This window comes from Pseudomonas sp. NFR02 (genome assembly GCF_900119375.1).
GTDB lineage: Bacteria > Pseudomonadota > Gammaproteobacteria > Pseudomonadales > Pseudomonadaceae > Aquipseudomonas > Aquipseudomonas paracarnis.
In genome coordinates this window covers 210504-224802 of the sequence record NZ_FPJJ01000005.1, presented here as the reverse complement: position 1 = coordinate 224802, position 14299 = coordinate 210504, and the positions used below count along the sequence as shown (strand labels likewise).

Sequence of the window (14299 nt, the reverse complement as noted above, 5' to 3'; positions counted from 1 at the left end):
CCCCCCATTGATCTAAGGAACATAGACATGGGTTTTTTCAAAACTGCACCAATGCGCTATTTGTTGTTGATTACCGGTACCTGGTTAGTGGTTTTCCTGCTTACGCGCAGTGTGCTGCTCATCACTCACCTGGATGAAGTCGGCGGCAACCTGCTGCCGGTGTTTGGCGTAGGTGTGCTCTACGACCTGGCCTTCCTCGCCTATGCAGCCTTGCCGCTTGGCCTGTATTTGCTGCTCTGCCCGCCAGCCCTGTGGCGCCGCCGTGGCCATCGCTGGTTCCTGCAAGCGGTGCTGACCGTCAGCCTGTTCGCCATGCTGTTCACCTCTGTAGCCGAATGGTTGTTCTGGGATGAGTTTGGCGTGCGCTTCAACTTTATCGCTGTCGATTACCTGGTGTACTCCGATGAGGTACTGAACAACCTGCTGGAGTCTTATCCGATCGGCAAGCTGCTGAGCCTGCTGGCAATGCTGGCGTTGATTCTGAGCGTGGCTCTGCGCAAACCCTTCAATGCCGCGATGGCAGCGCCATTGCCTCCATTGCGTGGCCGTGTGATCAACGCCCTGGGCCTGCTGGTGCTCGCCGGCCTCAGCCTGCAACTGGTCAGCCAGGACAGCCCGCGCACCCAAGGCGGTAACGCGTACAACAACGAATTGGCCAGCAACGGGCCTTATCAGTTCTTCGCCGCCTTCCGTAACAACGAACTGGATTACACCCAGTTTTACAAAAGCCTGCCGACCGACGTCGTCGCCAAGCAGTTGCGCGCCGAACTGAGTGAACCCAACGCCCGCTTTATCGACCCGGACCCGCTGGATATTCGCCGTGCCATCACCAACCCCGGCACACTGCGCAAGCCCAACATCGTACTGGTGACCATCGAGAGCTTCAGCGCCAAGTACATGGGCAGCAATGGCGATGCGCGCAACCTCACGCCCAATCTGGATGCATTGCGCCAACAGAGCCTGTACTTCAATAACTTCTACGCCACCGGTACGCGCACCGACCGAGGCCTGGAAGCCATTACCCTGGCAGTCCCGCCGACGCCGGGACGTTCGATCGTCAAGCGCATCGGCCGCGAAAGCGGGTTCGCCAGCCTGGGGCAACAGCTCTCGGCCATCGGTTATGACAGCGTATTTGTCTACGGCGGGCGCGGTTACTTCGACAATATGAACGCGTTCTTCAGCGGCAACGGTTATCGGGTCGTGGACCAGAGCAGCGTGCCAGAGTCGGAGATCTCGTTCAAAAACGCCTGGGGCATGGCCGACGAAGACCTGTTCAAACAGACCTTGAAACTGGCCGACGCCGATTACGCCAAGCAGCAGCCGTTCTTGCTGCAACTGATGACCACCTCCAACCATCGCCCTTATACCTACCCGGACGGGCGTATCGATATCAAGTCCGGCAAGGGCCGCGACGGCGCGGTGAAATACACCGACTACGCCATCGGCCAGTTCCTCGAAGCTGCACGCCAGAAGCCGTGGTTCGATAACACGATCTTCGTGTTCGTCGCCGACCACACGGCCGGCAGCGCGGGCAAGGAAGACCTGCCGATCACCAACTACCAGATACCGCTGTTTATCTACGCGCCCAAGCTGATCGACGCACGGGAATCCGCCCAACTGGCCAGCCAGATCGACCTGGCGCCGACCTTGCTGGGCCTGCTCAACCTGAGCTACGAATCAACATTCTTTGGCCGCAACCTGCTGCAAGACAACCCATTGCCTGCACGGGTAGTGGTGGGCAATTACCAGCACCTGGGTCTGTTCGATGGCAAGGACCTGGCAATCCTCAGCCCGCGCCAAGGCTTGCGTCGCCACGACCAGGCCTTGGGCGAGAGCCAGGAGCTGCGCGTCGGTAGCGATGACCCCTTGATTCAACGGGCGATCACCTACTACCAGGCCGCCAGTTATGACTACAAACAGCAACTGCTGAGCTGGAAAGCGCCCAAGGAAGAGGCTCCAGTCTTAAGCAAACGCTAATCAAAAAGCCCCGTGCAGGTGAGCACGGGGCTTTTCTACCAAGGTTCGTGATGAAATCCGCCTCCTCTTTACCGGTTTCCAAACCGCTTGATTTTTGGCTGTGCCTGGGCCTGCCTGCCAGCGCTGCGGTGGCCTTGCTGTTGCTTGAACTGACGTCACTGGACATGGACCTGGCCAGGCATTTCTATAGCGCAGAGGCTGGCGGCTTCATTGGCCGCTATAGCTTCTTCCTTGAAGACATCCTGCATGACCGTGCCAAGCAACTGGTGATCCTGTTTTCGGTGCTGGCGATTCTGGGCCTGGTCGGCAGCTTCATCCTGCAGCGGCTCAAGCCGTACCGCCGTGAACTGGTGTGCCTGGTGCTGTCGCTGGGAATGGCGACGGCGTTCGTGTCGCCATTGAAAACCATCACCGCCGTGCAATGCCCTTGGAGCCTCAAGGAGTTCGGCGGCCAGGAAACCTACAGCGAACTGCTCAGCCCGCGCCCGCCGACCGATAAACCCGGCCGCTGCTGGCCCGGCGGGCATGCCGCCACCGGGTTTGCCTTGTTCGCCTGGTTCTTCGCGCTGCGGGATCGACGGCCACGGCTGGCGCGCTACGCGTTCATCTTTGCTGTCGGCCTGGGCAGCGTGTTTTCAGTCAGCCGTATGCTGCAAGGGGCGCATTTCTTTTCCCACAATGTGTGGACAGCGATCTTTTGCTGGCTGATCTGCCTGGGGCTGTATTGCTTGTTGCTGTACCGGCCTTCACGGCAAGCCGTGATGCCGGTCAGTTAAGCGAATGCAACGAAGATCAAATGTGGGAGCTGGCTTGCCTGCGATTGGCCATAAGTATCGACACAACTTTGCAGCGGTCGACGGCAACTACAATCTCGATAACCACGCTGGCCGAACGCAGGCTTGAACTCCTGGGTAACCCGGCAGGGCGGCCCCTAGATGGCCGTTGCCTGACTAACGGATATGAACGCGCTCTGATCCAACATTCCTGCAGGCTGGCAGGCCGTCTTCGCAGGCAAGCCAGCTCCCACATTTTGACCGCCGTGCATCAGTTAGATAAGCGTGGCTGTCAGGCCGCCGTCGGGTGGGTACAGCCGTGCATAAAAAAGCCCCGCCTGCATCACTGCAGGCGGGGCTTTTTATAGCGCCGGGTAGGCTGGCTTACATCATGCCGCCCATGCCACCCATGCCGCCCATGTCTGGCATACCGCCGCCAGCCGAGCCTTCTTTCTTCGGTGCTTCAGCGATCGCAGCTTCGGTGGTCAGGATCAGACCGCCGATGGAGGATGCTGCTTGCAGCGCGGAACGAGTCACCTTGGTTGGATCCAGGATGCCCATTTCGATCATGTCGCCGTACACGCCAGTCGCAGCGTTGTAACCGTAGTTACCTTTGCCGTTCTTGACTTCGTTGACCACAACGCTTGGCTCGTCGCCGGAGTTGGCAGCGATCTGGCGCAGCGGTGCTTCAACGGCACGACGCAGTACAGCGATACCGACGTTCTGGTCAGCGTTGTCGCCGGTCAGCTCAGTCAGGGCTTCCAGAGCACGGATCAGCGCAACGCCACCGCCAGGTACCACGCCTTCTTCAACGGCTGCACGGGTTGCGTGCAGGGCGTCTTCAACGCGGGCCTTCTTCTCTTTCATTTCAACTTCGGAGCCAGCGCCAACCTTGATCACTGCAACGCCGCCAGACAGCTTGGCCAGGCGCTCTTGCAGTTTTTCACGGTCGTAGTCCGAGGAAGTCTCGGCAACCTGTGCACGGATCTGAGCGATACGGGACTCGATGTCGCCTTCAACGCCAGCACCGTCAACGATGATGGTGTTTTCCTTGGACAGGGTCACGCGCTTGGCGCTACCCAGGTTTTCAAGGGTGGCGCTTTCCAGGCTCAGGCCGATCTCTTCGGAGATAACGGTACCGCCGGTCAGAACGGCGATGTCCTGCAGCATGGCCTTGCGACGGTCGCCGAAGCCTGGCGCCTTGACGGCTGCAACCTTGACGATGCCACGCATGTTGTTCACAACCAGAGTCGCCAGGGCTTCGCCTTCAACGTCTTCAGCCACGATCAGCAGTGGGCGGCCGGCTTTGGCAACGGCTTCCAGCACTGGCAGCATTTCGCGGATGTTGGAGATCTTTTTGTCGACCAGCAGGATCAGCGGGCTGTCCAGCTCGGCAACCATGGTGTCCGGCTTGTTGACGAAGTACGGGGACAGGTAGCCACGGTCGAACTGCATGCCTTCTACAACCGACAGTTCGTTTTCCAGGCCCGAGCCTTCTTCAACGGTGATCACGCCTTCTTTACCGACTTTTTCCATGGCTTCGGCAATGATGTCGCCGATGGAGCTGTCGGAGTTGGCGGAGATGGTGCCTACCTGAGCGATGGCCTTGGTGTCGGCGCATGGCTTGGACAGGTTCTTCAGCTCTTTGACGATGGCGATGGTCGCCTTGTCGATGCCGCGCTTGAGGTCCATCGGGTTCATGCCGGCAGCAACGGCCTTCAGGCCTTCGTTGACGATCGACTGAGCCAGTACGGTTGCGGTGGTAGTACCGTCACCTGCGTCATCGTTGGCACGGGAGGCAACGTCTTTGACCAGCTGCGCGCCCATGTTTTCGAAACGGTCTTCCAGTTCGATTTCTTTGGCGACGGAAACGCCGTCCTTGGTGATGGTCGGAGCGCCGAAGCTCTTCTCGATGATCACGTTACGGCCTTTCGGGCCCAAGGTCGCTTTTACTGCGTCAGCCAGTACGTTGACGCCAGTGAGCATTTTCTTGCGGGCGGAGTCGCCGAATTTAACTTCTTTAGCAGCCATGATCGATATTCCTTAAATACTTTGTAGTAACGGGAAAATGAGCGAGGAAATCAGTCTTCCAGAACGGCGAGAATTTCGTTCTCAGCCATTACCAGCAGGTCTTCGCCGTCTACTTTCACAGTGTTGCTGCCGGAGTAAGGGCCGAAAACAACCTTGTCACCCACTTTCACGGCCAGTGCGCGTACATCACCGTTCTCCAGGGTTTTGCCTGGGCCAGCAGCGACGATCACACCGTGGTTGGCTTTTTCAGCAGCCGAACCTGGCAGAACGATCCCGCCAGCGGTTTTCTTTTCTTCTTCGCTGCGACGGATTACGACGCGGTCGTGCAGAGGACGAAGCTTCATTGTCGATCTCTCCTAATTGTGTTTTTCATCGGCCGGTATCAATTCCGGCGGGTTAAATTCCGGCGGTGCCGGTCGCGGCTCGCGGGGCGAGACGCGGAAGTCTGTCTGATGTCACCACCAGAAACCTTGCGGTGACCGTTACATAAGGGCGCCCAGGCTTATTACAAGGGGCCGAGGATGAAATTTTTTGTGTCGGCTCAAGGCTAAATGCAACACGGCACCCGAAGGTGCCGTGCCAGTGAAGCGGTTACTTAGGGTCGCGGTGTTCGAACTCGCCTTCGATCACATCACCTTCACGCCCCAGGGGTTGGCGTGGAGCCGGGCCACCACGGGGTTGCAGGTCGTCGGCGAACGCACGCTGGCGCATCGCGGCCTCTTCAGCACGCTGGCGCATTTTGCCGGCCAGCAGCTTGCGGGTGAACGGCAGCAACAGCACCAGGCCGAGCACGTCGCTGATAAAGCCCGGCAGGATCAGCAGGCCACCGGCCAGGGCCATCATCAGGCCCTCAAGCATCGTCTGGGCCGGCAGTTCGCCGCGGTTCAGGCTTTCACGGGCACGCAGCGCGGTCGCCAGGCCGGCGACACGCAGCACCAGGACGCCGAGCATGGAGCCTACGATGATCAGCAACAGCGCCGGGAAAAACCCGATCGCACCGCTGACTTTAACGAATACGAACAGCTCCAACACCGGGAACAGCAGAAAGAGCAATAAAAAAGGGCGCATCAAATGGTTCCTCAACGCAAGAATGCCTTGCCAGTCCACCTTAGATGACGTCGCCGTTGTGTAAATTCAAGCGTCAACCGTGGTTTTTTTCGGCCACACCTCGGCGTGAGCCAATGAAACCAGGGCTTCGCGTACTTGTGTCGGTGTGTTGCAAGGCGTCTCGAAAGGCAACCAGTGCAAGGATTGGCCGATACGCAAGTGCATGCCTTCGCTGTCGATGCCGGCCAGCTGTGCTGGCTCGCTGGTCGGCAAACCGCCGAGGTCGACGTAATGGGCGATGGCCTTGGTGTGATCGCTGTTCATGTGCTCGATCATGCTGCGCTCGGCCTTGCCCGCAAACGGGTTGGCCAAGGTCAACTGGTCGACCCAATGGATCGCGCCAAACCCACCGATGTAACGGTGACGGACGGGGTTGAGCACCCAGAAATCGAAATCGTGGGCCTTGTGGTAGTTGGCCGAATCAGGGAAGTAGCGGTAGTAGCGCTCGGCCGCAGCTTCGATGACGGCGGGGTCTTCCAGCTTCTCGGCTTCGGCCAGGTAGGTCAGGCGCCCCACGGCTTGCACATCATCGGCCTCGCGCTCACCCACCAACAGCGAACACTTGGGATCTTTTTGCAGGTTGTGGGTGTGCTGGGCAATGCGGCTGATCAGGATCAGCGGGCGGCCCTGCTCGTCCAGGCAGTAGGGCACCACCGAGCCAAAGGGAAAGCCGGGCATGGCTTTGGACTGTGTGGCGAGCGCCCCACGGTATTCCTTGAGCAACAGCTCTCGGGCGTTCTTGGCAACCTGCGTGCTCAATAGATGACTCCTCGGGTGTTCCGCCGCCCATGGCATATGGGAATGGATCTCAACACAAGGTAATCAATATCTGCGCAGGTTGCCAGAGTGGCCGACGCCGGTTTACCAGGCCACGCCGAAGCCTGCGGTGTAACGGGTCTTGCTCAAGCTGCTATCGGAGTCGCCGCTGATGACGTCACGCTCGGCCTTGAGATTGAGGGACGCCCATTCGGTGACTTTGTAGCGCAGGCCCATCTCGGCATCCAGGGAGTAATCGGCCGGGCCGTCCAGAGGCTTGCCCAATTCGCCGTTGGTGAAGAACTCCACGGTCTTGCCCACCAGGTAGCGGTTGTAATTCCACTTCATGGCCAGAGAGTAGAAGTTGTCCTTGCCGCCGTCGGCATATTCGTAATCGGTACGGTTGACCAGCGATCCGAGGGAGAACGCGCCCAACTCATCGTCCCAGAACTGGTAGCCCGGGCCGGTACCCACGGTGCGCTGGCGCGCCAGGTCTTCGACCTTGTCGCGCTTGTAGGTCAGGCGCCCCTGCCAGAACCAGTGCTCGGTAATAAAGCGGTCCAGGTCGTATTCCAGGGCCCAGTTGTCGGTGGTGGTGACGTCGTCCTGGAACTCGCGGTTGTATTCGCCCTTGCCCGTATGACGCCACTGGCCGTGACGGGCCGAGGTCTTGAAGTCGATGTCGTAGTCGTTGGTGTCTTTGTCCGCGCGCTTGTAGTCCAGCGCCAGGTCGACATTACCCTTCCACACCAGGTCTTCGATCACGGGCTTGGGCTTCATGATCTGTTGGATACTTGCCAGTTCCACCGTCTTGGGCGCCTCGCCATTGGCCAGCACCACCTTGCCGTCATCCGATGCCTGCAAGGACTTGGCCTTTTCACCGCTGTAGGCGTCCTGCTTGACCAGCAGCTCCTGGTCACTTTCCAGGGTTTTGACCTGCTTCCAGTCCACCGGAATGGAGCCTGCGTAGGTGGTTTGGATCAGCAACTTGCCACCGTCGAAGACTTTTATCTTGCCAGTGAGCCGGTCACCGTTTTTCAACCAGACGGTATCGGCAAGCAAGGGCGTGGAAGCACTGAAAACAGCAAGGCACAACAGGGTTCTGGACAACATAAGCAGGTACGGGGCTCAGGATAGGCGAAAAAAGGGGCGTTATAGTGTTACATGGCTAGAACTGACTCAAGGATTTATATTGAGTTCAATACTCATCGTCATGTTTACAGACGTTTCTGACAAAACAACGACGATCTCAACGGATATCTCCACAGTGATCCCACCTGCAGATGCACCACAAAGCCCCGCCGAGATGCGCCGCACCGCCTTGTACCTGACGTTATCGCAGGTGCCCGAAGGCTGCGTGGTGAGTTATGGCGAGCTGGCCCACCTGGCGGGTCTGGGGCGTGCTGCCCGCTGGGTCGGGCGCACCCTGAGCCAGTTGCCGCAAGACACGCGGTTGCCCTGGCATCGGGTGCTGGGTGCCGGTGGTCGGATAAGCCTGCCGGTGGGCAGTGCCTCGGGCGACGAACAACGTGCGCGTTTACGTAGCGAAGGCGTCACTATCCTGAACAATCGTGTTGATATTCAGCGTCATGGCTGGCGCCCGGTAGAGCACAGCGGTTAGAGTGCGCGCTTTGTTTCCGCAAATCTGAGGCAGACTCCAGCCCATGCCCCGTAAAACCTGGCGCGCCGCGCTCGCCGCCTATGCCAGCCCTTCGACGTTAGTGCTGTTGTTGCTCGGTTTCGCCGCCGGCATGCCTTACATGTTGGTGTTTTCGACGCTTTCGGTGTGGCTGCGTGAAGCCGGTGTGGCCCGCGAGACCATTGGCTATGCGAGCCTGATCGGCCTGGCCTACGCCTTTAAATGGGTCTGGTCGCCGCTGCTCGACCAATGGCGCCTGCCGTTGCTTGGCAAACTGGGGCGTCGTCGCTCCTGGCTGGTGCTGGCCCAATCGCTGGTGATCCTCGGATTGATCGGCATGGGTTTTTGTGACCCGCAAAAACACTTGTCCTGGTTGATCGCCATCGCGGTGATTGTCGCCTTCGCGTCGGCCACCCAAGATATCGCCGTGGATGCCTACCGCCTGGAAATCGCCGACGACAGCCGTCAGGCCGCCCTGGCGGCAAGCTACATGTCCGGCTATCGCATTGCCGCTCTGCTGGCCACGGCCGGTGCGCTGTTCTTTGCCGAAGGCTTTGGCTCCACCGGCTTCAACTATAAACACTCGGCCTGGACCGGCACCTATGTGCTGTTCGGCGTGTTGATGGTGCCGGCGTTGCTCACCACCTTCCTCATGCGTGAACCTGATGTGCCACTGCGCACTCAGTTGCAGGCCGGCCGCTACAGTTTCATGCACCAGTTGGTGTCGGTGTTTGTGCTGATCGTGCTGTTGGTCTCAGTGCCGGCGATGTTCACCCAGTTGTACAACACCGACTTCGCCAGCGTGCTGTTCCAGGGCGTGAGTTTGTGGGAACTGCTGATGGAAGACCGCGCGTTCCTGCGCGCCATCCTCTATATCATCCTCACTACCCTGTGCCTTTCAGCCATGGGCCGCCGGGGCCTGGCGCCCGTGCTCACGCCGGTCAATGACTTTATCCTGCGCTACCGTTGGCAGGCGCTGCTGCTGCTCGGGCTGATTGCCACCTATCGCATGTCCGACACGGTGATGGGCGTCATGGCCAACGTGTTCTATATCGACCAGGGTTTCACCAAGGACCAGATCGCCGGAGTGAGCAAGATCTTCGGCCTGATCATGACCCTGCTCGGCGCCGGCATGGGCGGCCTGTTGATCGTGCGGTTCGGCATATTGCCGATCCTGTTCATCGGCGGCGTGGCCTCGGCCGGTACCAACCTGCTGTTCGTGATGCTCGCCGACATGGGCCCCGACCTGCAGATGTTGATCGTGACCATCTCCCTGGACAACTTCAGTTCGGGCATGGCCACCTCGGCATTCGTGGCTTACCTGTCGAGCCTCACCAACCTCAAGTTCTCCGCCACCCAATATGCGCTGCTCAGTTCGATCATGCTGTTGCTGCCACGTTTGATCGGCGGCTATTCAGGCGTGATGGTGGAGAAGTTCGGTTACCACAACTTCTTTATGATCACCTGCCTGTTGGGCGTGCCGACGCTGCTCCTGATTGCGTTGCATTGGTTCCAGGAGAACCGCCGCGCCCGACTCAATCCCCCGCAGGAAGACTGATACATGTGGGAGCGGGCTTGCTCGCGAATGCGGTGGGTCAGTCCAAGACTCGGAGGCTGACACGCCGCATTCGCGAGCAAGCCCGCTCCCACAGACCCCTCTGCATTCTGATACCTGTACTCCAGCACTCTGCGCCCGTACAATCCCAAGTCATTTCAAGTCCAAGCAACCGACAACGGCCTACCATGCGTACCAGTCAATATTTGCTCGCCACACAGAAAGAAACGCCTTCCGACGCGGTTGTAATCAGCCATCAGCTGATGCTGCGCGCCGGCATGATCCGCAAACTGGCCTCGGGCCTGTACACCTGGTTGCCCATGGGCTTGAAGGTGATGCGCAAGGTCGAAGCCATCGTTCGTGAAGAAATGAACGCTGCCGGCTCTCTGGAAGTGTTGATGCCGAGCACCCAACCGGCTGAGTTGTGGCAGGAATCCGGGCGCTGGGAAGAGTACGGCCCTGAGTTGCTGCGCTTCAAAGACCGTCATGGCCGCGATTTCTGCGCCGGCCCGACCCACGAAGAAGTCATCACCGACCTGATGCGCAACGAGTTGAGCAGCTATAAGCAGTTGCCGCTCAACCTGTATCAGATCCAGACCAAGTTCCGTGATGAAATCCGCCCACGCTTCGGCTTGATGCGTGGCCGCGAATTCATCATGAAGGACGCCTATTCGTTCCACGCCGACCAGGCTTCCCTGCAAGCGACCTACGACCGCATGCACCAGGCCTACTGCAACGTGTTCACGCGCCTGGGCCTGAAGTTCCGCCCGGTTGAAGCGGACAACGGCTCCATCGGCGGTGCCGGCTCCCACGAATTCCACGTGCTGGCCGAGTCTGGCGAAGACGATATCGTGTTCAGCAACGGTTCCGACTACGCGGCGAACATCGAGAAGGCCGAAGCCATACCACGTGAAACCTCGCGCCCTGCTCCCACCGAGGAGCTGCGCCTGGTCGACACGCCAGACACCAAGACCATCGCGGCCCTGGTGGAGAAATTCAATCTGCCGATTGAAAAGACTATCAAGACCCTGATCGTGCGCGCCGAAGAAGAAGGCAAGCTGATCGCCCTGGTGATCCGTGGTGACCACGAGCTCAACGAAATCAAGGCCGCTAACCAGCCTGGCGTAGCCAGCCCGCTGGTCATGGCCACCGATGCCGAACTGCGCGACGCCATTGGCGCCGGTGCCGGTTCCCTCGGCCCGCTGAACCTGCCACTGCCGATCATCATCGACCGTTCCGTTGAGCTGATGAGCGACTTCGGTATCGGCGCCAACATCGACGACAAGCACTACTTCGGCGTGAACTGGGAGCGTGACCTGCCGGTTCCGACCGTGGCCGACCTGCGCAACGTCGTGGCCGGCGACCCGAGCCCGGATGGCAAGGGCACCCTGGAGATCAAGCGCGGCATCGAAGTCGGGCACATCTTCCAGCTGGGCAACAAGTACAGCAAGGCGATGAAGTGCGAAGTACTAGGTGAGAACGGCAAGCCGATCACCCTGGACATGGGCTGCTACGGCATTGGCGTATCCCGCGTGGTGGCCGCTGCCATCGAGCAGAACAACGACGAGAAAGGCATCATCTGGAGTGACGCGCTGGCGCCGTTCCAGGTGGCCCTGGTGCCATTGCGCTATGAAACCGAGCAAGTACGCGAAGCCACCGACAAACTGTACGCGCAACTCACCGCCGCCGGTTTTGAAGTGCTGCTCGATGATCGGGACAAGAAAACCAGCCCGGGCATCAAGTTCGCCGACATGGAACTGATTGGCATCCCGCACCGGATCGTGGTCAGTGACCGCGGCCTGGCGGATGGCAATCTGGAATACAAGAGCCGGACCGAAGCCGAAGCCCAACCGTTGCCGGTGGCTGAGGTGCTGTCTTTCCTCCAGGCGCGTATTCGTCGCTGAAAACCAGATCAAGAGAAGTCATGTTCAAGCGAAACACCAGAGCCCTGGGGGGCGCCGCCTTGTGCGGCGCCCTGCTGGTCAGCGGCTGCGCCAATCAGATGTCGCAACGCAGTGAACACGAGGAGCGGGTCGAGCGTAAGTTGCTCGACCACAGCCTGCAGATCGATGTAGGCGAGCCTAAAGTGCTGGAGCTGCCGCAACGCCGGGTTCGCATTCATGAGCAGAAGACCTTCGAGGTCACCGAATTCGAAGTCACCCGTCGTTACGACCGCTACACACCCTACCAGCCCTGGCGCAAACTCTATGAGATGCCCCTGGGTGCCGTGGCGCTGGTGGCGGGCGTGGGTGCTAACGTGGTGAATATCTTCGCCCTCGGCAACCTGCCCACGAGTGTGACCCATGACTGGTTGAGCTATGGCGTGGACGGCATCAACCCGTTCATGAACGTGCAATCCCACGGCCGTGCGCAACAGAACCTGGCGGCCATCGATGAAGTCCAGCGTGACAAGCGCCTGGAGTATTCGAGCCTGCCCTGGAGCGAGCGCCCGGTGCAAGTCACCGCCGGCAAGCAGACCCACGAGCTGACCACCGACCGTAACGGCATACTGCGCCTTAACCTGTTGGACAGCCCCTTTGCCGAGCAGGACCTGAACCGCGTCACCACGCTGAAAATCACTGTGGCGGATGGCCAGGACGACGTGCATACCGACTCGACCCTGGCGGTCAGCAACACGCTGCGCAGCAAGCTGCTCGAAGCCCATGTCCTGATCTATGACGACCTGGAAGATGACGAAGTGAACCAGTGGGTACACCGGGTCAAACGCTTGTCGGAGCTGGGCCTGGAAGAAGAAGCCAGCGAGCTGGAACAAAGCCTGATTGAACTGACGCGCAATGATCCGGAGTTGCAGCAGGAGTTTGTGCAGGCGTTGACCAAGGATGGGGGGCGGTTAGTCGCCGATCCTGGCGCACGCTGATCGTGCAATACCTGTGAAGATCAAACTGTGGGAGCTGGCTTGCCTGCGATAGCGGTGTATCAGTTAAAGCATTCGTGACTGACACACGGCTATCGCAAGCAAGCCAGCTCCCACATTTGTTTCGGGTTTTTACCAGGAAAACTCGAGCTGTTCGTTGCCGCCGCTCAGGTCCAGCAACCGTACGCCTATCCCCAGCAACCGCACCGGCTTGCCCCCGCGATTGAACGCCTGGGTCATCAACTGTTCATAACTCTCCAGATCCCGTCCTGCCCCGGCCTGCTCCAGCGTCGTCTGGGTAAAGTCATGAAACTTCACTTTCACGAACGGCTTGCCCGCCCGGTAGCTGCTGTCGATACGCGCCATACGCCCGGCCAGGGTCTCCATCAGCTCCGGCAGTTTCGCCAGGCAGCTTGAAAGATCCGGCAAGTCCACATCGTAGGTGTTTTCCACGCTAATCGATTGCCGACGGCTGTCGTTTTGCACCACACGGTCATCAATTCCACGGGCCAGGCTCCAGAGGCGCTCGCCAAAACTGCCGAATTCGCGCACCAGCGCCAGTTTGTTCCAGTCGCGCAATTGCAGGCAGTCTTCGATGCCCAGGCGCGCCAGCTTGTCAGCGGTGACCTTGCCCACGCCATGCAGCTTGCTGACACGCAACTGCGAGACAAAGTCTTCAACCTGATCCGGCGTGATCACAAACAGGCCGTTGGGCTTTTTCCAGTCGCTGGCGATCTTGGCCAAAAACTTGTTGGGCGCCACGCCGGCAGACACAGTGATATGCAACTGGTTGGAGACCCGGCGCCGAATGTCCTGGGCAATACGCGTGGCGCTGCCGCCAAAATGCGGGCTGTCAGACACATCAAGGTAAGCCTCATCCAGCGACAACGGCTCGATCAAGTCGGTGTAGTCGCGGAAGATCAGTTGGATTTCTTTCGACGCTTCTTTATAGGCATCCATGCGCGGCTTAACAATGGTCAAGTCCGGGCAGAGCTTCAAGGCATGACGTGACGACATCGCCGAACGCACCCCATACGCTCGCGCCTCGTAGTTGCAGGTAGCGATCACCCCCCGCCGGTCCGCCGAACCGCCCACCGCCAAGGGCTTTTGCGCTAGGCTCGGGTCGTCACGCATCTCGATGGCGGCGTAGAAGCAATCACAGTCAACGTGGATGATTTTGCGCTGCGTCATATAAACGGGGTGTGAACCAACGGGTGGCCAGTATCGCATTCACACCTGTATATAGCACCAGTAGTTTGATTCTTCCTTCCAAGTGGTAGGAAGTTTCCTTGATGAATTTATTTTTTCAATCGAATTCGGGCTTCCGATAGAGCTGAAAGCCTTGGCCTGACTGGCCCAGAGCACTTCACGCCCCCTCTTTGGAGAGCTAACCGATTGAACCACAAGCGCTTTTGTTTGATTCACAGGTTGACACACTCGCGTTCCTCTGTAGAATGCCGACACACAGACGCGGGATGGAGCAGTCTGGTAGCTCGTCGGGCTCATAACCCGAAGGTCGTCGGTTCAAATCCGGCTCCCGCAACCAAACATCAAAAAAGGCTACTCGAAAGAGTGGCCTTTTTTGT

At 59.2% G+C, this 14299-nt stretch carries 12 protein-coding genes and 1 tRNA gene; 7 read left to right on the top strand and 6 right to left on the bottom strand.

Going from position 1 to position 14299, the window contains the following annotated elements; all coding sequences use genetic code 11:
* Positions 1–27: 27 nt before the first annotated feature.
* On the top strand, positions 28–1977 hold the full coding sequence (locus tag BT199_RS17000) for an LTA synthase family protein (protein ID WP_072435093.1): 1950 nt from the start codon (positions 28–30) through the stop codon (positions 1975–1977).
* Between the two features lie 50 nt (positions 1978–2027).
* Positions 2028–2753: a phosphatase PAP2 family protein gene (locus BT199_RS16995; protein WP_019817329.1), complete on the top strand. Its 726-nt coding sequence runs from the start codon at positions 2028–2030 to the stop codon at positions 2751–2753.
* A 381-nt stretch (positions 2754–3134) separates the two neighbouring features.
* On the opposite strand, the gene groL is transcribed toward BT199_RS16995, so the two are convergent.
* The 5 genes from groL to BT199_RS16970 form a co-directional block, all read right to left on the bottom strand.
* Entirely contained in the window at positions 3135–4781 is a 1647-nt protein-coding gene (groL, locus tag BT199_RS16990) for a chaperonin GroEL (protein ID WP_014719767.1), read from the bottom strand.
* Between the two features lie 50 nt (positions 4782–4831).
* Positions 4832–5125: a co-chaperone GroES gene (locus tag BT199_RS16985; protein WP_003193940.1), complete on the bottom strand. Its 294-nt coding sequence runs from the start codon at positions 5123–5125 to the stop codon at positions 4832–4834.
* Between the two features lie 247 nt (positions 5126–5372).
* Positions 5373–5849, bottom strand: a complete 477-nt coding sequence (locus BT199_RS16980; RefSeq protein WP_003193941.1) for an FxsA family protein — start codon at positions 5847–5849, stop codon at positions 5373–5375.
* A 66-nt stretch (positions 5850–5915) separates the two neighbouring features.
* On the bottom strand, positions 5916–6647 hold the full coding sequence (locus tag BT199_RS16975) for a HugZ family pyridoxamine 5'-phosphate oxidase (RefSeq protein ID WP_072435091.1): 732 nt from the start codon (positions 6645–6647) through the stop codon (positions 5916–5918).
* Positions 6648–6749: 102 nt separating this feature from the next.
* Positions 6750–7757, bottom strand: coding sequence for a DUF481 domain-containing protein (locus tag BT199_RS16970; RefSeq protein ID WP_014719769.1), 1008 nt, complete (start codon positions 7755–7757; stop codon positions 6750–6752).
* Between the two features lie 193 nt (positions 7758–7950).
* Between BT199_RS16970 and BT199_RS16965 the strand changes: the two genes are divergently transcribed.
* From BT199_RS16965 to BT199_RS16950, 4 genes are all read left to right on the top strand, one after another.
* Positions 7951–8265 carry an MGMT family protein gene (locus BT199_RS16965; protein ID WP_020301352.1) on the top strand — a complete coding sequence of 105 codons (315 nt, stop codon included), beginning with the start codon at positions 7951–7953 and terminating at the stop codon, positions 8263–8265.
* Between the two features lie 43 nt (positions 8266–8308).
* Positions 8309–9841 carry an AmpG family muropeptide MFS transporter gene (locus BT199_RS16960; RefSeq protein WP_005791052.1) on the top strand — a complete coding sequence of 511 codons (1533 nt, stop codon included), beginning with the start codon at positions 8309–8311 and terminating at the stop codon, positions 9839–9841.
* A gap of 185 nt (positions 9842–10026) precedes the next feature.
* Entirely contained in the window at positions 10027–11742 is a 1716-nt protein-coding gene (locus tag BT199_RS16955; RefSeq protein WP_014719772.1) for a proline--tRNA ligase, read from the top strand.
* 20 nt (positions 11743–11762) lie between these two features.
* Positions 11763–12716 (top strand): hypothetical protein, encoded by a 954-nt coding sequence (locus BT199_RS16950; RefSeq protein ID WP_072435089.1) that lies wholly within the window; start codon positions 11763–11765, stop codon positions 12714–12716.
* Positions 12717–12845: 129 nt separating this feature from the next.
* On the opposite strand, the gene dinB is transcribed toward BT199_RS16950, so the two are convergent.
* Positions 12846–13904, bottom strand: a complete 1059-nt coding sequence (gene dinB / locus BT199_RS16945; RefSeq protein WP_014719774.1) for a DNA polymerase IV — start codon at positions 13902–13904, stop codon at positions 12846–12848.
* A gap of 278 nt (positions 13905–14182) precedes the next feature.
* Between dinB and BT199_RS16940 the strand changes: the two genes are divergently transcribed.
* Positions 14183–14259: transfer RNA gene (locus tag BT199_RS16940), tRNA-Met, on the top strand.
* Positions 14260–14299: the final 40 nt, after the last annotated feature.